Genomic DNA, 18,662 nt, shown 5'->3' with positions numbered 1-18,662 from the left:
GAAGATGAATACAAAAGTAATCGTGAACTTATATATTTTAATTTTATCATTAGGCACTTTGTTTAGTTTATATATACCGCAAACAGAGGTTGTAGCTGATGAGCCGCTTGTCATACCAAGCGAAGCTATTCGATTAAGAATTCTTGCAAATAGCGATATGGAAGAAGACCAAGCGATAAAACGGAAAGTGCGTGATGAAGTCAATAAGCATATTACAGAATGGGTATCGGATTTAACTTCAATCGAAGAAGCAAGAACATTGATTAAATCTAAGCTTCCAGAAGTGCAGGAGATTGCCGAAAGAGTGGTAAAAGAAGAGGGCTCAAATCAATCGGTAAAAACAGATTTTAATAAAGTTGATTTTCCGACAAAGCTTTACGGTCAGTTTCTTTATCCAGCAGGCGAATATGAAGCTATTCTTATCACACTTGGTGATGGCGATGGGGCGAACTGGTGGTGTGTATTATTTCCGCCATTATGTTTTCTTGATTTTTCAAATGGTGTGGCAGTAAGTGACGGTTTTGAAGAGGAACCGAAAGAACAAGAAGAGAAATTAGCTGTACAGGATGAAGAAAAGGAAAGCAAACAAGAGAAAGACAATGAAGAAAATCCTGTATATACAGGAGAAGATGAAGAGGAAGTAGAGGTTAAGTTCTTTTTAGTAGAGCTGTGGGAAAAGATTTTTGGTTAAATTTTCGATTCTAGTAATAATTAGTTCTAGCTTTTTAAGACCCTTCATATTCATAGAATATAAAAAATGATAGAGGGTGAACGTAATGACGACTAGTGTTGTAAAATATGCAGAGCAAAGTGATGTAAATAGAGTCACTGAATTTTTGAAGGAAGCCAATTTAAGTACAGATGGTGTAGCTGAAGCAATAGATCATTTTATTTTGATGGAGGATGCACAGGGAGAGTTAAAAGCAGGAATAGGGGTTGAACCGCATGGTGATTGTGGATTATTAAGGTCGCTAGCGATGAAATCCGAAACTGCACAGGAAGATTTATTATATCTTTTACAGCAGATTTTTGCATTGGCAAAAGAAAAGGAGTTATCCTCCCTTTTTTTAGCATCAAATAAACGAAGTACATTGCAATTTTTCTTATTAATTGGCTTTAAGCAGGTAGAGCAGGCGGAATTACCAGCTAATCTTTTAGAATCTGAGCATATTCAGCATATTTTATCTGTGGATAACTCTTTCTTTTTGCAATTTTCTATTTGATTTGTGGATAGATCGACAAAGTTATGCACAGAAATATGCCGTTTATGCACAATTTGTGGATAAAGACTTGAGTTATCCCCCATCTTCTTTTATACTTTCAAAGGTAAATGACAAAAAAGTAAAGAATCTAAGGGTTTTTTTAATCCAAATGAAATAATAATTGAAGGTGGATATATATGGACACAAGAAGGTGGTCGGTGGATAAAATTGTGGATAATTTGCAGAGTTACCCACAAATTATACAAGCCTCAGACCAACTAATCAAAAATGAGACGGTCGCTTTTCCAACAGAAACGGTTTATGGATTAGGCGGGAATGCACAAAGTGATGAAGCGGTAAGTAAAATCTTTGCTGCAAAAGGAAGACCGGCAGATAATCCATTAATTATTCATATTGCTGAACGTTCTCAGCTGGAAGCATTTGTAGAGTCGGTTCCGGAGAAAGCTGAAAAGCTGATTAGCGCTTTTTGGCCGGGACCGTTAACAATGATTTTTAATAAAAAGGTAGGGGCGTTATCGGATCTGGCAACGGCTGGGTTATCAACAGTAGCTATTCGAATGCCTGATCATCCAGTCGCTCTTGCGCTATTAAAGAAAACAGGTTTGCCTATTGCAGCGCCAAGTGCTAATAGCTCCGGAAAGCCGAGCCCGACGACAGCAAATCACGTATGGGAGGATTTGCATGGACGCATTGCAGGGATAGTGGACGGCGGCCCAACAGGGGTAGGTGTAGAATCGACGGTTATCGATTGTACAGAGGATATTCCCACTATATTAAGACCGGGTGGGATAACGAAGGAGCAGCTTATGGAAGCGATAGGAGAAGTAAGGCTAGATCCGGCGCTTCAGGACAGCGAACAAGCGCCTAAATCTCCTGGGATGAAATATAAGCACTATGCCCCGGATGCTCCGCTTTATTTAGTAGATGGGGAAAGAGCTTTCATGCAAAAGCTCGTTTCAGAAAAACGAAAAGAAGGCTTGTCAGTAGGGGTTCTAACGACAGAAGAGAATAAAAATTATTATGATGCAAATGTAGTAATTACATGCGGAAGTCGCGCTGATTTAAGAACAGTTGCATCAGGATTGTACGATGCATTGCGGCAGCTAAATCATGAAAATGTTGATATTATTTATGGAGAGATTTTTTCAACAGAGGGTGTTGGGGCTGCGGTAATGAATCGTTTAATTAAAGCGGCTGGACATAGAATCATTACTAATTGATATTTGGCGCTGACTGGTTGTCAGCGCTTTTTTTGTGGTTTCGAAAACCCCTGGCTATGCCGGGGGTTCTAAAGAGCTTCAAGCGTGGTATTAAAGTTGGTTTCCCGACCACTTTATCTCGCCATAGAAGGAGGTATGCCCCTTGGGGTGGCCAAAAGGGGATAAACTTTATAAGAAAAATGTGAGCCTGCCAAGATTCTAAACGCGCTTGGACGTGCATATGCTGAATTAGCAAGTCCAAGGAGGCAGACGAAATGACAGTAATATTTGGCGAGGTGCTCACGCTCGGGCTAATGGCTTTTGCATTAGGAATGGACGCCTTTTCCGTCGGTTTAGGGATGGGAATGTACAAGCTCAGATATAGGCAAATATTCAAAATCGGCGTGACTATTGGTTTGTTTCATGTAATGATGCCATTGCTGGGCATGATGGCCGGCAGATTTTTAACAGATCAATTTAGTGATATTGCTTCCTATATAGGTGGAGGATTAATGATTATATTAGGTTCACAAATGCTTTGGTCAAGTATGAAGAAGGAAGAGGAAAGTCTGATTACTCCTGTTGGAATGGGATTAATCATATTTGCCTTAAGTGTAAGCTTAGATAGTTTTTCAGTTGGGCTGACACTAGGGATATTCGGTGCAAAAACCGCATTGGTACTCACGCTTTTTGGTGTAACAGCCATGGCCCTAACCTGGACGGGTCTCCTCTTGGGCCGCAAAGTCCAAAGCTGGCTAGGCAAATACAGCATATCCCTAGGAGGCGGCATTCTCCTAGCCTTCGGCATCAAACTCCTGCTCTAGAATGTTTTTTAGGGTACCTGTCACCTACATAATTCGACAAGGTTTCCATTGCTTGTCGAAAGATGTCGGTGACAGGTACCCTGTTTTTTCTATGTGAAATAGGAGTTTTGGATTATAATGAAAGATAAAGGAGGCGAGCTTTATGGCTCATGTTTTGTTTGTATGTACAGGGAATACGTGCAGGAGCCCCATGGCAGAGGCGATTTTGCGGAGCAAGAATCTTCCTGGGGTTGAAGTGAAGTCAGCTGGAATATACGCGGCAAACGGGAGTGATGCCTCTTTACATACGAAGCAGGTGCTGCAGGAGGAAGGAATTCATATCGATCATCGCTCTTCTCAATTATCAGCAGAACTTGTAAATTGGTCATCTCATATTCTTGTTATGACGTCCAGTCATAAGCATGCCATTTTACAACAATTCTCAAATGCTGCGGGGAAGACATTCACGGTGAAGGAATATGCTCAAGGTCAAATTAATCATGACATTCTTGACCCATTTGGTGGCCCTTTGATGGTATATAAACAAACTTTTCTAGAATTAAATCAAGAGATAGAAAAAATCGCAGAAATCATCACGAACGATCCTCAAAGAAATGATGAATAAACAATTTTCAGGGGGCAATCATGGAAAAACGGAATTTCAAATTTAGTTTACGAAAGAAATTAGTACTTCTCATCTCTGTGCTGGCAGTTATTACTTATTCAATCAGTGCGGTATGCATCCAATTTATCTATCCGCTTATTGAAAACATCATTCCAATAAATAAAGTCGCGTTTAATTTAATTATTTTAATGCTTGGAGCACTTTGGTCAGGCATTTTAGCCTTTTTTGCAGCTGGGCTAATAATAAAACCATTGCATGATCTTGAACAAACTGCATTAAAAGCAGCAAATGGCAACCTTCAAGACGGGGTAAAACTATCTAGATCAGACGATGAAATTCGTTCTCTTGGACTTGCATTTAATCAAATGCTTGAAAGTTTAAAAGAGATGGTAGATCGCATAGATGAGAACTTTAAATCCACGAATGAAAAAGTGATTGCCATATCCAAAGAATCCTCTATAGCAGCAGAACAGGCTGAAGCGATTTCTATTACGATATCAGAAATTTCACATGGTGCAGAAAGTTCAGCAGCCGCTACACAATCTACAGCAGAATTAGTGGAAGAGGTTATTCGAATCGCCGAAGAAGTTCAAGTGAAGGCAAAATACTCAGGTGGTGTCTCAACGGAATTAGTCAATGATCTTATCAATTCAAAAAAAGCCATCCACTCATTAATTACAGGAATAGAAACTTTGGCAGCAGGAAATCAGAGGTCATTACAGACAGTCAAAAGATTAGAAGAGAATGCGGCAAAAGTAGAGCAAATTATCCAATTAGTAGGTGATATTGCTGCACAAACAAATCTACTGGCATTAAATGCTTCTATTGAAGCAGCGAGAGCCGGCGAACATGGCAAAGGTTTCGCAGTAGTTGCTGAAGAGGTCCGCAAGCTTGCAGATGAAAGCGCTAAGGCGGTTCAGGGCATCTCCGGACTCATTCAAAACATTCAAGAAGAAGTGAAAAACGTGGTCTCCCAAATTAAAGATCAAGTAGAGTCTGCTAACAATGAAGCGCAAAAAGGAACAGACACAAATGCAGTGATCGAAGAAATGACAAAAACAGTCAACCAGATGGCTGCGTCCGTTTCGACGATCACCGATTTAGCAGACAATCAAATGAGGACAATGCAGGAAACATCTGCACAATCGCAGCAAGTTGCGGCAATTGCTGAAGAAACGTCAGCCGGTGCCCAGCAAGTCTCTGCATCAACAGAAGCGCAAACAGCAGTCATCGAAAATGTTGATAAATTAGTCAAGGAGCTTAAGGACCAGGCTGAACATTTAAAAAATAATATTACAAAGTTTAAAATATAACGAAAAGCAGGTGTTTTCACCTCCTTAAGGCTATCGACATACTCATTTCTAATTATTTGAGTGGTTTTCTGCGGCTTACCCAGCTAGTTGAGCCTCTAAAATGTCTCGACTGTCTCGCTGCTTCCGTAGTAGTCGAGCTGACGCTGGCGCCAAATCCAATTGAAATTCTCTATTTTTACTTTGCCTACACTTTCAAGCAGGTGTTTTCACCTGCCTTTTCTATGCCCTGAGTTCAGATTTCAACTTTATAATTTAACTCATTTGTGTCAAAATATAAGCATAAAGCGAGTCAGTTGAATGGAGGATATGATTTAAATGAAGGTAGCAATCGCTTCAGATCACGGCGGCATAAACATCCGCGAAGAAATAAAGAGCCTTTTAGAGGAGCTTAACATTGAGTACGTTGATTTTGGCTGTGAATGTAAGACGTCTGTAGATTATCCTGATTATGCATTGCCTGTTGCAGAAAAGGTGGCAAATGGGGAGTTCGATAAAGGGATTCTCATTTGTGGGACAGGAATAGGAATGTCCATTGCTGCAAATAAAGTAAAGGGTATCCGCTGCGCGCTTGTTCACGATACGTTCAGTGCAAAAGCGACGCGGGAACATAATGACAGCAATATTTTAGCAATGGGTGAAAGGGTGATTGGACCAGGCCTTGCGCGAGATATTGCGAAAATTTGGTTATCAACTGATTTCGAAGGTGGACGCCATGAGAATCGGGTTGGAAAAATAACGAAATACGAAGCGGAACATATTTAACATAAGGAGAGACCTTAAATGGAACAAGTGAAGCAGTGGGCAGAACAGCTTGACCAAATCATCACTGAATTTAGCAAAGAGGTCCAATTAAATCAGCAAAAAATCTTTTTAATCGGCTGCAGTACGAGTGAAGTTGCGGATCGCCGCATTGGTACAGCGGGTACAGAGCAGGTTGCAGAAATGATTTTTGCACGATTGAAGCAGTTAAATGAACAAACCGGCGTCAAGCTAGCTTTTCAATGCTGTGAACACTTGAACCGAGCGCTTGTAATCGAAAGGTCTGTTGCGAATGCGCATGGGCTGGACGAAGTAAGTGTCGTCCCGATCCGCAAGGCCGGCGGTGCGATGGCAGCTTATGCGTTCAGACAATTGCAAGATCCAGTCGTCGTCGAACATCTAAAAGCAGACGCGGGCATCGATATCGGCGACACCTTCATCGGTATGCATCTTAAGCATGTTGTTGTTCCAATTAGAACCTCTCTCAAATCAATCGGCGCGGCCCACGTCACACTAGCTACAACCAGGCCGAAGCTAATTGGCGGCAACCGGGCAATATATGAATAAGAGGATTACACTAAGTAAGCACCCCTATCAATGGGGTTTTTTGCGTCCATTGCTTTAAATTTATTCCGAAAACATTCCGACTAAAAGCTATGCCCCTAAAACACCGCCCCCAACCAATAAATGAATTCCTCCCTATTAGAAAAAAATCCAAAACCTTTAACAAAATCGCTAGTTATACGTTGTAATAGAATGAACAACATGAAACATGCCGGGAGGGGGCATAGAAGTAGGGTTGATAGGGGAAGTAATGCAGATGATGACTATATGTCGCAGTCTTATTCTTATCGACTGACAGAAGAATATTTAGATGAAAGCAAAAAACGGATGCTTAATAATATGGATCATCTTATTGATAATGAATCCAAAAGCTACTATGAAGATTTTCTTGGCTTAAGCCATTTAATAGAGCGCAGAGATTATACAAAAGAGAACGGTTTCATTCCTTATGGGGCGGTCGTTACCGGACCAGTTAAGGAGCTGCTCAAGCTAAAAGAACAGCCTCAATTGAAGGCTCCGATTCTAGGAGACATGCACTATTGGAATTGGCGCAAAGAATAAAAGACAGAGAAAAAATCATAGCTCGTGCCTGTCACCTTCACAAAAAACATGATAGAATATAATAGAATTTTCACAATTAAGCTATTGAATCTTTTAAATAGTGTGGCAGATATAAGGGAGGATATTGTATGAAGCATTTAGCGCAGCAGGACGAGCAAGTTTTCAATTCGATTCAAGACGAACTAGGACGCCAAAGAACGAAGATTGAGTTAATCGCTTCTGAGAACTTTGTAAGTGAAGCGGTCATGGAAGCACAAGGGTCTGTTCTGACAAATAAATATGCTGAAGGTTACCCTGGCCGTCGTTACTATGGTGGCTGTGAGCATGTAGACGTAGTGGAAGATTTAGCGCGAGACCGTGCGAAGCAAATCTTTGGTGCAGAGCATGCAAATGTACAGCCTCATTCAGGTGCACAAGCAAACATGGCAGTATACTTCACTATTTTAGAGCAAGGCGATACAGTACTTGGTATGAATCTTTCCCATGGAGGCCACTTAACACACGGAAGCCCTGTTAACTTCAGTGGCATTCAATATAATTTCGTAGAATATGGTGTTGATGAAAAATCTCATACAATTAACTACGATGATGTTTTAGAAAAAGCACGTGAACATAAGCCGAAATTAATCGTTGCAGGTGCAAGTGCTTATCCACGAGTGATTGACTTCAAGCGATTCCGTGAAATTGCTGATGAAGTAGGCGCATACTTAATGGTTGATATGGCTCATATTGCCGGTCTAGTTGCGGCTGGACTACATCCAAATCCAGTTCCATATGCAGATTTTGTTACAACAACTACTCATAAAACATTAAGAGGACCTCGCGGCGGAATGATTCTTTGCAAAGAAGAATTTGCGAAGAAAATTGACAAGTCTATTTTCCCTGGAATTCAAGGCGGTCCATTAATGCATGTAATTGCTGCTAAAGCAGTTGCATTTGGTGAAGCATTGCAAGATAGCTTCAAAGACTATGCAAGCAGCATCATTGAAAATGCAAAGCACTTAGCAGAAAGCCTGCAAAAAGAAGGAATTGACCTAGTATCTAGCGGAACAGACAATCACCTTTTACTTGTAGACGTCCGTTCTCTTGGCTTAACAGGCAAGGTTGCCGAAAAGGTATTGGATGAAGTGGGAATTACTGTTAATAAAAATACGATCCCATTTGATCCGGAAAGCCCGTTTGTAACAAGCGGTATTCGTATCGGTACAGCTGCCGTTACATCTCGCGGCTTTGGAAAAGAAGATATGGAAGTAATTGCTTCTATCATCGCTTTTACATTAAAAAATGTAGAAGATGAAGAGAAGCTTGCTGAAGCTAGTCGACGCGTCGAAGCTTTAACAAGTAAATTTATCTTATATCCTGAAAGATAATACTTATTAGAAATCCAGTCTATTTTTATAGGCTGGATTTTTGTGAATTTATGGGATTCAACTTGTTGCCGCTTATTGTTATAGCAACAGTAAGCGGTAAAGTAAAATTTCATTTTTATTAACCATCTATAATCATAGTTGCTCCACCACATTTTTTTCTGTAAAATAGTACGAAGTGTATTTTGAACTTTTTAAAGTAGAAGGAGAGAGATTTTAATGGCAAAAGTATATGTGTTCGATCATCCATTAATCCAGCATAAGCTTACATACATTCGTGAAAAGACGACAGGGACAAAAGAATTCCGTGAACTTGTTGATGAAGTTTCAACTTTAATGGCCTTTGAAATTACTAGAGATATGACCTTAGAAAATATTGAAATTGAAACACCTGTACAAACAACAACGTCTAAAGTATTAGCAGGGAAGAAAATCGGCATCGTTCCAATCCTTCGTGCAGGAATTGGTATGGTTGACGGCATTTTGAAATTAATCCCTGCGGCAAAAGTTGGACATGTCGGCTTATACCGCGATCCGGCTACTTTAAAGCCAGTTGAATACTACGCAAAATTCCCTGGTGATATTGAAGAGAGAGATTTCATCGTTGTAGATCCAATGCTTGCCACAGGCGGTTCAGCAATCGAAGCCATTAATTCTCTTAAAAAACGCGGCGGAAAAAGCATTAAATTCATGTGCTTAATCGCAGCTCCTGAAGGAGTAGAAGCACTGAAAGAAGCGCATCCTGATGTCGATATTTACATCGCAGCCCTAGATGAAAAATTAAATGAAAAAGGTTATATCGTACCTGGTCTTGGTGACGCAGGCGACCGTTTATTTGGAACAAAATAAGAAATTTTAACAATGCTCGTCATCTTGACGGGCTTTTTTTAAAATGTCGGTAATCAATTAGGATGGCCAGCAGCTAAGCAGTCTTCCTATTTCTCTAAAAAGAAGGAGGGTCTACAAATGAATCGTCCAATTAAAGTGATGACGATTTTCGGAACAAGGCCGGAAGCGATTAAAATGGCTCCATTGGTATTAGAATTGGCGAAGTACCCTGAAGATTTCCAATCGATTGTAACCGTGACTGCTCAGCATCGCGAAATGCTCGATCAAGTTTTGGATATTTTTAAAATTAAGCCCGATTATGATTTAAATATTATGAAGGCTCGGCAAACATTAATTGATGTAACTACTAAAGTGCTAAGCGGGCTTGATGAAGTCATGAAGAAGACAAAACCGGATATTGTCCTTGTTCATGGTGATACCTCTACCTCTTTTGTCGCCAGCCTTGCTGCTTTTTATAATCAAATAACGGTTGGACATGTTGAGGCAGGCTTGCGTACTTGGAATAAATACTCGCCATATCCTGAAGAAATGAACCGCCAATTAACGGGGGTCCTTGCTGATTTGCATTTTTCACCAACGACAAAATCAGCCGATAATTTAATGAATGAAAATAAATCGCCTGAACATATCTACATAACTGGGAATACGGCCATTGATGCGTTGAAAACGACAGTAAAAAATGAATATCATCACGAAGTGTTAGATAAAGTTGGATCAGACCGTTTGGTGCTTTTGACTGCACATCGCCGCGAGAATTTAGGCGAACCGATGCGCAATATGTTTAAAGCCATTAAACGTTTAGTGGACGAGCATGAAGATATTCAAGTTGTTTATCCAGTTCATTTGAACCCTGCTGTCCGGGAAGTGGCCGCGGAAATATTAGATGGTGATGAGCGCATTCATTTAATTGAGCCGCTGGGGGTCATTGATTTTCATAATTTTGCTTCCAGAGCCTATTTGATTTTAACTGATTCAGGTGGGGTGCAGGAGGAAGCTCCTTCACTCGGTGTTCCAGTCCTCGTCCTTCGTGATACAACGGAGCGTCCAGAAGGTATTTCCGCAGGAACATTAAAGCTGGCAGGAACGGAAGAAGAAAATATTTATGCAATGGCTAAAACGCTGCTAATTGATGAAAACGCCCATCAATTAATGGCTAAAGCGGCCAATCCATATGGTGATGGCCAAGCATCCATGAGAATAGCAGACGCAATCCGTTATTATTTTAAGAAAAAAAATGAGCGACCGGAAGCATTTCAATGAAAAGACTGACTTTGTCAGTCTTTTTTTTGTTGGGAAAAACTCATGCACGCACAAAAGATCAAATGATGAATACTCCAATAAAAAAAGCAGACCCTATATTAAAAAGGGGTGGCATCATGAGAAAATACATTTCTGTCTTATTTTTATTTTTAATAATTTTACATACACATGCTTATGCAACGGATTTAAAGCTGCCGCCATTGCCGGAGGAATCTCTGCAGGAAGAGGAAATTGCGATAGTGGTATTAAAAAAAGGTGAGAGTGTAAAGAATTCGAAAGATAAGCTGGAAGCCGCAGGAGTCAAAATCCGTCAAACATTTCAATATGCATTGAATGGCTTTTCTATTAGCGGGACAAAAGCGAATATAGAAAAGGTGAAGGCAGTTGCTGACATTTCTGTTGTTTCCACGGTTCAGACGTACACAGTTCAATCTGAGGATAATATTAAATTAATTGGCGGGGAGGCAATTAGAGGTTATTTTGATGAAGGGAATGAGCGGTTGACAGGGAAAGGTGTCACAGTAGGTGTGATTGATACGGGCTTGGACTATCGCCATCCGGATTTGATGCGCAGCTATGGGGGCGGACGTGATTTAGTCGATGGGGACGATGATCCGATGGAAACGAAAAAAATGAGCAGCTTGAACACTTTTCATGGTACACATGTTGCGGGAGTCATCGCCGCTAACGGAAAAGTAAAAGGTGTGGCCCCTGAGGCAACCATTATTGCTTACCGTGCGCTTGGACCAGGAGGAAGTGGAACAACAGAACAGGTTATTGCAGCGATAGAACAAGCAATTAAAGACAAAGTCGACGTACTGAATCTATCATTAGGCAATAATGTGAATGGACCTGATCTGCCAATCAGCCTTGCATTAAATAAAGCCGTAGATCATGGGATTATTGCTGTAACTTCGTCAGGAAACTCTGGTCCTAGTGTATGGACAGTTGGTTCTCCAGGGACAGCAGCAAAGGCAATTTCTGTTGGTGCATCAACGCCGACTATGCAAATTCCTTATTTGAAAATAGGAGATCTTCAAGTGAGATTAAATCCAATGCAAGGGTCAATGGACTGGGACTTGCATCAATCATATGAAATTGTGGACGGAGGATTAGCAAAGAAGGACGAGCTAGCTAATGTAAAAGGAAAGATTGTTTTAGCTGAGCGAGGCGAACTTACATTTACAGAAAAAAGCATGAATGCATTTGAAGCAGGCGCCGCTGCCCTAATCATTTATAACAATACAAAAGGGAATTTTATGGGCAATTTAGAAAAGGAACTGCCCATTCCTATTACAGCCTTGTCTAAAGAAGATGGGAAATTGCTACGTGAACAAATTACTAAAACAAAAGCATTTGCCAGAACATACATAATAGAAGAAAAGGATATTTTAGCAGATTTTAGTTCTCGCGGGCCTGTTACGTCCACTTGGGAAATCAAGCCGGACGTAGTCGCGCCAGGTGTGGCTATTAACAGCACAATTCCTGGTGGTTATCTCCCGTTGCAAGGAACAAGTATGGCTGCGCCCCATGTAGCAGGCGCCGCTGCCCTTCTGAAACAAGCTCACCCGGATTGGGAGCCTGAGAAAATCAAGGCGCTGCTTATGAATACAGCGAAGCCTATTTTTAATGAAGCTGGAGAGCAATACCGAGCATATGAACAAGGCGCTGGTCGCATTCAGCTGAAAGAAGCGATGAATAGTCAGTCTCTTGTGCTTCCTGCATCTTTACAATTTGGAAAGTTTAAGCTTGCTGATCAGCACCATAAACATAGTGCAAAAATAACGGTGGAAAATATGAGTGATAATGAGCAATCATACTCCTTTGTTATTCCGCATAAAGAGAAAGGCATTGAATGGGAGCTTCCATTATCATTTAATTTAAAGTCTCATGAAAAAAGGAAGCTGACTGTAACAATGTCGGCAGACCCTTCAGTATTAAAAGAAAAAATCTATGACGGAAGATTAACATTGCAATCAAGTAATGGAGAGATACAAATTCCTTATCTTTATGTACTGGAAGAACCAGACTATCCTCGGGTCATGGGATTTGGTTTTGGCAAAGGGGATAAAAAGGGCACTTATCGCTATGAAGTGTATTTACCAGGTGGGGCAGACGAATTTGGCATCGCCATTTTTGATTCAGGTTCTCTTAAATTTGAAGGGTTTTTGGACTGGAAAAGGGGAGTAGCGAAAGGTCAAATTCAAGAAGTATTAAAGCCAGAGAATTTACCTGACCAAGGACTCTATATCGCAAAAGTATTTGCTAGAAAATCAGGAAAAGAGGATTGGATTCAAACGTACTTAGTTGTAGGGCCAAACGGAGAAATAGAAGAGAAAGATACTTCGGTTAAGAATGAAAAAGTTATAATTGAAAAATAATTGTAAAAATTAATGCATAATTTTTCATTTATTGCAATAGTAAGACGAAAAAACAAATATGAAAAAAGTGTGAACATCCAAATTTTGACCATTTGCGTTCTCCCGTTTTTCAACTTAAACGCATTGACATTGACAAGTCCCTATTGTATGCTTACAAAGGGTATAATTGATAGGGTTTTCAAAAGATTGTTCATGACAGTTTTTCCGCGTCAGATCAATGAAAAAAGCTAGCTTTAACCTCAGAAAACCTCCTGCCATTCTCTATAAGAGAGGATGCGTTTTTAATGCGTCATAAAGACCGCCGCCCATACAAAGCAATGGTGTTAATGTCCGCGATTCTTTCTCAATTAGTAGGTTCAATCCTTCTCGGTATTTTTGCAGGGAGATGGCTGGATCGGGTGGTAGGTACCGAGCCGCTATTTTTAATAATAGGTTTACTGCTGGGGTTATCCGCAGGAATTTATGCCATGCTACGTCTAGTCCAACAATTCTTTACAGGAGAATAACAACAATGCCGGAAATTAAACACAGCTTTACAAGACAACGTAAATATATGTTCTTTTTGTTGTCGTTCTTTGTTCTTGGCTGGGGCTTTACGTCTTATCAATCTATCTTTCTAGGGCTCATTCTTGGTACAGCGCTTAGTTTCTTCAATCTATGGCTGATTGTTAGAAAAACGATTCAGTTCGGTAAAGCGGTCGAGAATGGGGAAAAGGTGCGCTCACTTGGAACCGTCTCGCGGATGGCGTCAGCAGCCTTTGCTGTAATCATCGCTTTAGAGTATCCAGAGCATTTTCACCTCATCAGTGTTGTGTTGGGATTAATGACATCCTATATAGTCATTATGATAGATTTTTTTCTTCAATCTTTTCATATACGTAGAAAGCGGGAAGAGAGGTGAATATTTATGGATCACGGAGCTCCATTGGTAAAATTTATGGGGTTAACTTTTAACTTGTCTAATATTTTAATGATTACAGTGGTTAGTGCCATCGTATTCGTAATTGCTGTAATTTCAACACGCCGTCTGGCAATGAAACCTACAGGAATGCAGAACTTTTTTGAATGGGTAATGGACTTTGTTAGAAACATCATTAACAGTAACATGGCATGGAAAGATGGAGGAAGATTCCACGTTTTAGGGATTACCCTTCTCTTGTATGTGTTCATTTCAAACATGATTGGTCTACCATTCGCAATCACCTATGATCATACTCTATGGTGGAAATCACCAACAGCTGATCCGGTTGTTACATTAACTTTGGCAGCGATGGTGGTTGGGCTTTCACATTACTATGGTGTAAGAGTGAATGGCTTTAAAGAATATGGGAAAGGCTTCTTTAAACCTATGTGGTTTTTATTCCCACTTAAAATTATTGAGGAATTTGCCAACACATTGACACTGGGTCTTCGTCTTTACGGTAACATTTTTGCCGGGGAGATTCTTCTCACACTATTGGCAGGTTCACTTGCTACAGGGTTTGCGGGCACGCTTGTTGCTGTTCTACCAACGCTTGTATGGCAAGGATTCTCAGTGTTTATCGGTAGTATCCAGGCATTTATTTTCTGTATGTTAACAATGGTTTATATGTCTCACAAAGTGAGCCAAGACCATTAATATATACCTGTTCATTACATGAACAAAACATTTTTGTATAAATAATTTTATTTAATATTCTAAGGAGGAAACAAATAATGGGTCTTATAGCAGCAGCAATTGCAGTCGGTTTAGCAGCACTAGGTGCAGGTATCGGTAACGGTCTTATCGTTTCAAAAACAGTTGAAGGTATGGCGCGTCAACCAGAAGCTCGCGGTATGCTTCAAACAACAATGTTCATCGGGGTAGCGTTAGTTGAGGTTGTTCCAATCATCGGCGTAGTTATCGCGTTCATGGTTATCGGTGGCTAATTAACTGCTCTTAATCTTTTAAAATGGCGAAGATCATTTATAGTGGACCTTCGCCTTTCCTTTAGCTAATAAGAAATAAGAAAAACTAAGGCCTTCGCCGATAGAACTTGGCTACGCCCAAGTTTTTCTAATGTTTATTAATATTTTCCGTATGGATTGAAATAGTTAGTCCTTTAGTGAACGTCTCTTGAAGGGAGTGAATCGAAGGTGTTATTAGATAGTTTTGTATTAGGTGCAGCAAGTGGATTTAACGGTGGGGATATTTTATTCCAACTAGCTATGTTCCTCATTCTACTAACGTTAATTAAAAAATTCGCATGGGGCCCGCTAATGGGAATCATGACACAGCGTGAAGAGCACATCGCTAATGAAATCACAGCTGCAGAAGAAAGCCGCGTAGAAGCGAAGAAATTATTAGAAGAGCAAAAAGCCCTTCTTAAAGAAGCGCGTACAGAAGCGCAAGCAATGATTGAAAGTGCGAAAAAACAAGGCGAAGTTCAACGTGAAGAAATCATCACTACAGCTCGCTCCGAGTCTGACCGCATGAAAGAATCTGCTAAGCTTGAAATCGAGCAGCAGAAAGAACAAGCCGTTGCAGCTATTCGTGAACAAGTTGCTTCATTATCTGTCCTTGTTGCTTCTAAAGTAATTGAGAAGGAATTAAGCGCAGCAGATCAAGAAAAGCTAATTAACGAATACATTCAAGAGGCAGGCGAGAAGCGATGACGGGCTCTTTAGTAGCAAAGCGCTACGCGTTAGCTCTATTCCAGCTTGCGAATGAACAACAGCTTCTTGACCAAATGGAAGATGAGCTTCGTGCAGTGAAAGACGTAGTAAATCATAACTCTGAATTTAAAGCAGTGTTAAAATCTCCGAAGCTTCCAATTGAGAAGAAGAAAGAGATTGTGAAGGAAGCATTTGCATCCGCTAACACATATGTATTAAATACATTATTAATCTTAATCGAACGTCATCGTGAAGATCATATTTCTGATGTGGTCGATCAATTTATCAGTCTGGCTGATGACCAAAAGGGCATCGCTGAGGCAAAAGTTTATTCAGTTCGTCCATTGACAGATGACGAGCGCAATGCAATATCTGCAACATTTGCAGCTAAAGTCGGAAAACAATCACTTCGGATTGAAAATATAGTTGATTCAAACCTTCTTGGCGGCGTTAAGCTACGCATCGGAAATAAAATTTTCGACGGCAGCATGCGCGGAAAGCTAGATAGACTTGAACGACAATTGTTAGGCTAAGATTCGTAGATAGGGGTGAAACTCATGAGCATCAAAGCTGAAGAAATCAGTGCGCTGATAAAAAAGCAAATCGAAAACTATCAGGCGGAAATTCAAGTGAGTGATGTTGGTACTGTTATCTCAGTTGGTGACGGTATCGCACGTGTTCATGGTTTAGATAATGCCATGGCTGGCGAACTTGTTGAATTTTCAAACGGCGTTATGGGTATGGCGCAAAACCTTGAAGAAAGTAACGTCGGTATCGTAATTTTAGGGCCATTCACTGACATTAAAGAAGGTGACGAGGTCCGCCGTACAGGACGCATCATGGAGGTACCGGTAGGTGAAGAACTTATCGGACGCGTGGTGAATCCACTTGGACAGCCTGTAGATGGTATGGGTCCAATTAATACTACTAAAACTCGTCCTATTGAAGGCGCAGCTCCTGGTGTTATGGATCGTAAATCTGTACACGAGCCACTTCAAACAGGTATTAAAGCGATTGATGCATTAGTGCCAATCGGACGCGGACAACGTGAGTTAATCATCGGTGACCGTCAAACTGGTAAAACTTCCGTAGCAGTTGATACAATCTTGAACCAAAAAGATCAAGATATGATTTGTATCTATGTTGCAATCGGACAAAAAGAATCTACTGTACGTAATGCGGTAGAATCACTTCGTAAGCAAGGTGCATTAGATTACACAATCGTTGTAACAGCTTCTGCATCTCAGCCAGCTCCATTACTATACCTAGCTCCATATGCTGGTGTATCAATGGCTGAAGAATTCATGTACAATGGCAAGCACGTTCTTGTTGTATATGATGACTTAACAAAGCAAGCAGCTGCTTACCGTGAACTTTCATTACTATTACGTCGTCCTCCAGGTCGTGAAGCATATCCAGGGGATGTATTCTACTTGCACAGCCGTTTATTAGAGCGTGCTGCTAAATTGAGCGATGCAAAAGGCGCTGGCTCTATTACAGCTCTTCCATTCATCGAAACTCAAGCAGGTGACGTTTCTGCATATATTCCAACAAACGTTATCTCCATCACTGATGGACAAATCTTCTTACAGTCTGACTTATTCTTCTCCGGTGTTCGTCCGGCGATCAACGCGGGTCTTTCTGTATCACGTGTAGGTGGATCTGCACAAATAAAAGCGATGAAAAAAGTTGCAGGTACACTTCGTCTTGACCTTGCGTCATTCCGTGAACTTGAATCTTTCGCACAATTCGGCTCTGATCTAGATGCGGCAACACAAGCTAAATTAAACCGTGGTGCTCGTACTGTAGAGGTTCTTAAACAGGATCTTAATAAGCCGCTTAAAGTTGAAAAACAAGTAGCGATTCTTTATGCGCTTACTCGCGGCTTCTTAGATGATATCCCAGTACAAGATATCCGCCGTTTCGAATCTGAGTACCTTTCTTGGTTAGACCAAAATCATAGAGAATTACTTGACCATATCGTTACAACGAAAGAGCTTCCAGCTGATGAAGATATGGTTGCTGCAATTAACCAATTCAAGAAAACATTTGCTGTTTCTGAATAATCATTGCAGATAGTGACAGGATGGGATTTTACATCCCCTCCTGCATTTTCATGCATGATCTTTTACAGGATCGAACGATGAGGAAAGGCTCGTTGCTTTTTCTAAAGTGATAAGCCGGACACACTTAGTATGAGGGTGGTGAGAACCTGTGGCATCATTACGCGATATTAAAAATCGAATCAATTCCACAAAGAAAACGAGCCAGATTACAAAAGCAATGCAAATGGTATCAGCTGCGAAAATGAGCCGTGCTGAGATGAATGCGAAATCATTCGTTCCCTACATGGAAAAAATTCAAGACGTTACTGCTTCAATTGCGCTAGGAAGTGCTGATGCATCACATCCGATGCTAGTAAGCCGTCCTGTTAAAAAGACTGGTTATGTTGTTATTACATCTGACCGTGGTCTTGCTGGTGCATATAACAGTAGTATTTTGAAGGCTGTATACCAAACAATTCAGAAGCGTCATAAATCAAACGATGAATATGTTATCATTGCGATTGGCCGTATGGCTCTTGATTTCTTTAAAGGCAAAGGCGCGAATGTCATTCTCGATATTGTTGGGGTTGCTGATCAGCCATCTTTTGCCGAAATTAAAGATATTGCGAGCAAAACGGTTGGAATGTTCTCTGATGAAAATTTTGATGAATTATATATTTATTACAGTCACTATATCAGTGCGATTTCTCAGGAAGTGACTTCGAAGAAAATTCTTCCGCTTACAGAAATCACTAACGGTTCTGATAAGCTGACTTCTTATGAGTTTGAACCATCCGCTGAAGAAATTTTGAAAGTGTTGCTGCCGCAATATGCTGAAAGCTTAATCTATGGTGCCTTATTAGATAGTAAAGCAAGTGAGCATGCTGCACGTATGACAGCAATGAAAAATGCAACGGATAACGCAAGTGATTTAATTAATCAACTTGACCTTAGCTACAACCGTGCACGTCAAGCAGCGATTACACAAGAGATTACAGAAATCGTCGGTGGAGCAGCTGCTCTAGAATAGACTTTTCTTATAAAAAGAATGGCGAAATACGCCAATGCATTTTTTACTA

General features: G+C 40.6%; 21 protein-coding genes. All 21 read left to right on the top strand.

The features are described 5' to 3' along the window. The first annotated feature begins 4 nt into the window (after positions 1 to 4). The 21 genes from spoIIR to CWS20_RS14490 all read left to right on the top strand — a co-directional run bounded on the left by spoIIR (position 5) and on the right by CWS20_RS14490 (position 18,613). Positions 5 to 691 carry a stage II sporulation protein R gene (gene spoIIR / locus CWS20_RS14590; RefSeq protein ID WP_066189146.1) on the top strand — a complete coding sequence of 229 codons (687 nt, stop codon included), beginning with the start codon at positions 5 to 7 and terminating at the stop codon, positions 689 to 691. 85 nt (positions 692 to 776) lie between these two features. Next, on the top strand, positions 777 to 1,223 hold the full coding sequence (locus CWS20_RS14585) for a GNAT family N-acetyltransferase (RefSeq protein WP_066189148.1): 447 nt from the start codon (positions 777 to 779) through the stop codon (positions 1,221 to 1,223). A gap of 176 nt (positions 1,224 to 1,399) precedes the next feature. Next, entirely contained in the window at positions 1,400 to 2,443 is a 1,044-nt protein-coding gene (locus CWS20_RS14580) for an L-threonylcarbamoyladenylate synthase (RefSeq protein WP_066189150.1), read from the top strand. 254 nt (positions 2,444 to 2,697) lie between these two features. Next, complete coding sequence (locus tag CWS20_RS14575; protein ID WP_066189153.1) at positions 2,698 to 3,246, top strand: manganese efflux pump MntP; 549 nt, start codon at positions 2,698 to 2,700, stop codon at positions 3,244 to 3,246. A 142-nt stretch (positions 3,247 to 3,388) separates the two neighbouring features. Then, on the top strand, positions 3,389 to 3,850 hold the full coding sequence (locus tag CWS20_RS14570) for a low molecular weight protein arginine phosphatase (RefSeq protein WP_066189155.1): 462 nt from the start codon (positions 3,389 to 3,391) through the stop codon (positions 3,848 to 3,850). A gap of 20 nt (positions 3,851 to 3,870) precedes the next feature. Continuing rightward, positions 3,871 to 5,163: a methyl-accepting chemotaxis protein gene (locus tag CWS20_RS14565; protein WP_180321487.1), complete on the top strand. Its 1,293-nt coding sequence runs from the start codon at positions 3,871 to 3,873 to the stop codon at positions 5,161 to 5,163. 315 nt (positions 5,164 to 5,478) lie between these two features. After that, a complete protein-coding gene (gene rpiB / locus CWS20_RS14560; RefSeq protein WP_066189159.1) occupies positions 5,479 to 5,925 on the top strand; it encodes a ribose 5-phosphate isomerase B in 447 nt (148 codons plus the stop codon). Positions 5,926 to 5,943: 18 nt separating this feature from the next. Then, positions 5,944 to 6,489, top strand: coding sequence for a TIGR01440 family protein (locus tag CWS20_RS14555; protein ID WP_066189164.1), 546 nt, complete (start codon positions 5,944 to 5,946; stop codon positions 6,487 to 6,489). Between the two features lie 189 nt (positions 6,490 to 6,678). After that, the gene (locus tag CWS20_RS14550; RefSeq protein ID WP_241504194.1) at positions 6,679 to 7,047 is read left to right on the top strand and encodes an anti sigma factor C-terminal domain-containing protein; all 369 of its coding nucleotides are present in this window, start codon (positions 6,679 to 6,681) and stop codon (positions 7,045 to 7,047) included. Positions 7,048 to 7,175: 128 nt separating this feature from the next. Continuing rightward, positions 7,176 to 8,417, top strand: a complete 1,242-nt coding sequence (gene glyA, locus CWS20_RS14545; protein WP_066189168.1) for a serine hydroxymethyltransferase — start codon at positions 7,176 to 7,178, stop codon at positions 8,415 to 8,417. Positions 8,418 to 8,633: 216 nt separating this feature from the next. Next, the gene (gene upp, locus CWS20_RS14540) at positions 8,634 to 9,263 is read left to right on the top strand and encodes a uracil phosphoribosyltransferase (RefSeq protein ID WP_066189170.1); all 630 of its coding nucleotides are present in this window, start codon (positions 8,634 to 8,636) and stop codon (positions 9,261 to 9,263) included. 117 nt (positions 9,264 to 9,380) lie between these two features. Then, a complete protein-coding gene (wecB, locus tag CWS20_RS14535; protein ID WP_066189173.1) occupies positions 9,381 to 10,523 on the top strand; it encodes a non-hydrolyzing UDP-N-acetylglucosamine 2-epimerase in 1,143 nt (380 codons plus the stop codon). 116 nt (positions 10,524 to 10,639) lie between these two features. Beyond that, positions 10,640 to 12,904 (top strand): S8 family serine peptidase, encoded by a 2,265-nt coding sequence (locus tag CWS20_RS14530; protein ID WP_066191960.1) that lies wholly within the window; start codon positions 10,640 to 10,642, stop codon positions 12,902 to 12,904. A 284-nt stretch (positions 12,905 to 13,188) separates the two neighbouring features. Further along, the gene (locus CWS20_RS14525; protein WP_066189176.1) at positions 13,189 to 13,410 is read left to right on the top strand and encodes an AtpZ/AtpI family protein; all 222 of its coding nucleotides are present in this window, start codon (positions 13,189 to 13,191) and stop codon (positions 13,408 to 13,410) included. Between the two features lie 5 nt (positions 13,411 to 13,415). After that, entirely contained in the window at positions 13,416 to 13,805 is a 390-nt protein-coding gene (locus CWS20_RS14520; RefSeq protein WP_066189179.1) for an ATP synthase subunit I, read from the top strand. A gap of 6 nt (positions 13,806 to 13,811) precedes the next feature. Beyond that, the gene (gene atpB, locus CWS20_RS14515; RefSeq protein ID WP_066189182.1) at positions 13,812 to 14,522 is read left to right on the top strand and encodes a F0F1 ATP synthase subunit A; all 711 of its coding nucleotides are present in this window, start codon (positions 13,812 to 13,814) and stop codon (positions 14,520 to 14,522) included. Positions 14,523 to 14,599: 77 nt separating this feature from the next. Next, a complete protein-coding gene (gene atpE / locus CWS20_RS14510; protein ID WP_101226337.1) occupies positions 14,600 to 14,812 on the top strand; it encodes a F0F1 ATP synthase subunit C in 213 nt (70 codons plus the stop codon). A gap of 207 nt (positions 14,813 to 15,019) precedes the next feature. Next, on the top strand, positions 15,020 to 15,538 hold the full coding sequence (locus CWS20_RS14505) for a F0F1 ATP synthase subunit B (RefSeq protein WP_066189187.1): 519 nt from the start codon (positions 15,020 to 15,022) through the stop codon (positions 15,536 to 15,538). Beyond that, on the top strand, positions 15,535 to 16,071 hold the full coding sequence (locus CWS20_RS14500; RefSeq protein ID WP_066189190.1) for a F0F1 ATP synthase subunit delta: 537 nt from the start codon (positions 15,535 to 15,537) through the stop codon (positions 16,069 to 16,071). Before CWS20_RS14505 ends, CWS20_RS14500 begins: the two co-directional genes overlap by 4 nt. Before the next feature lie 24 nt (positions 16,072 to 16,095). Then, positions 16,096 to 17,604, top strand: coding sequence for a F0F1 ATP synthase subunit alpha (gene atpA, locus CWS20_RS14495; RefSeq protein ID WP_066189193.1), 1,509 nt, complete (start codon positions 16,096 to 16,098; stop codon positions 17,602 to 17,604). A 148-nt stretch (positions 17,605 to 17,752) separates the two neighbouring features. Further along, positions 17,753 to 18,613, top strand: coding sequence for a F0F1 ATP synthase subunit gamma (locus CWS20_RS14490; protein WP_066189196.1), 861 nt, complete (start codon positions 17,753 to 17,755; stop codon positions 18,611 to 18,613). Positions 18,614 to 18,662: the final 49 nt, after the last annotated feature.

The sequence above is a fragment of the Cytobacillus horneckiae genome (genome assembly GCF_002835735.1).
Taxonomy (GTDB): Bacteria; Bacillota; Bacilli; order Bacillales; family Cytobacillaceae; genus Cytobacillus; species Cytobacillus horneckiae.
The sequence above is the reverse complement of the archived record's forward strand: the minus strand, read 5'-3'. Positions and strand labels throughout refer to the sequence as shown.

Bases quoted from the DNA above. Each gene is read 5' to 3' on its own strand.
- CWS20_RS14500 (WP_066189190.1), top strand. From the start codon at position 15,535: ATGACGGGCTCTTTAGTAGCAAAGCGCTACGCGTTAGCTCTATTCCAG.
- wecB (WP_066189173.1), top strand. From the start codon at position 9,381: ATGAATCGTCCAATTAAAGTGATGACGATTTTCGGAACAAGGCCGGAA.
- CWS20_RS14570 (WP_066189155.1), top strand. From the start codon at position 3,389: ATGGCTCATGTTTTGTTTGTATGTACAGGGAATACGTGCAGGAGCCCC.
- rpiB (WP_066189159.1), top strand. From the start codon at position 5,479: ATGAAGGTAGCAATCGCTTCAGATCACGGCGGCATAAACATCCGCGAA.
- upp (WP_066189170.1), top strand. From the start codon at position 8,634: ATGGCAAAAGTATATGTGTTCGATCATCCATTAATCCAGCATAAGCTT.
- CWS20_RS14565 (WP_180321487.1), top strand. From the start codon at position 3,871: ATGGAAAAACGGAATTTCAAATTTAGTTTACGAAAGAAATTAGTACTT.
- CWS20_RS14530 (WP_066191960.1), top strand. From the start codon at position 10,640: ATGAGAAAATACATTTCTGTCTTATTTTTATTTTTAATAATTTTACAT.
- CWS20_RS14580 (WP_066189150.1), top strand. From the start codon at position 1,400: ATGGACACAAGAAGGTGGTCGGTGGATAAAATTGTGGATAATTTGCAG.
- atpE (WP_101226337.1), top strand. From the start codon at position 14,600: ATGGGTCTTATAGCAGCAGCAATTGCAGTCGGTTTAGCAGCACTAGGT.
- atpB (WP_066189182.1), top strand. From the start codon at position 13,812: ATGGATCACGGAGCTCCATTGGTAAAATTTATGGGGTTAACTTTTAAC.
- glyA (WP_066189168.1), top strand. From the start codon at position 7,176: ATGAAGCATTTAGCGCAGCAGGACGAGCAAGTTTTCAATTCGATTCAA.
- CWS20_RS14575 (WP_066189153.1), top strand. From the start codon at position 2,698: ATGACAGTAATATTTGGCGAGGTGCTCACGCTCGGGCTAATGGCTTTT.
- atpA (WP_066189193.1), top strand. From the start codon at position 16,096: ATGAGCATCAAAGCTGAAGAAATCAGTGCGCTGATAAAAAAGCAAATC.
- CWS20_RS14585 (WP_066189148.1), top strand. From the start codon at position 777: ATGACGACTAGTGTTGTAAAATATGCAGAGCAAAGTGATGTAAATAGA.
- spoIIR (WP_066189146.1), top strand. From the start codon at position 5: ATGAATACAAAAGTAATCGTGAACTTATATATTTTAATTTTATCATTA.
- CWS20_RS14525 (WP_066189176.1), top strand. From the start codon at position 13,189: ATGCGTCATAAAGACCGCCGCCCATACAAAGCAATGGTGTTAATGTCC.
- CWS20_RS14550 (WP_241504194.1), top strand. From the start codon at position 6,679: ATGAACAACATGAAACATGCCGGGAGGGGGCATAGAAGTAGGGTTGAT.
- CWS20_RS14555 (WP_066189164.1), top strand. From the start codon at position 5,944: ATGGAACAAGTGAAGCAGTGGGCAGAACAGCTTGACCAAATCATCACT.
- CWS20_RS14520 (WP_066189179.1), top strand. From the start codon at position 13,416: ATGCCGGAAATTAAACACAGCTTTACAAGACAACGTAAATATATGTTC.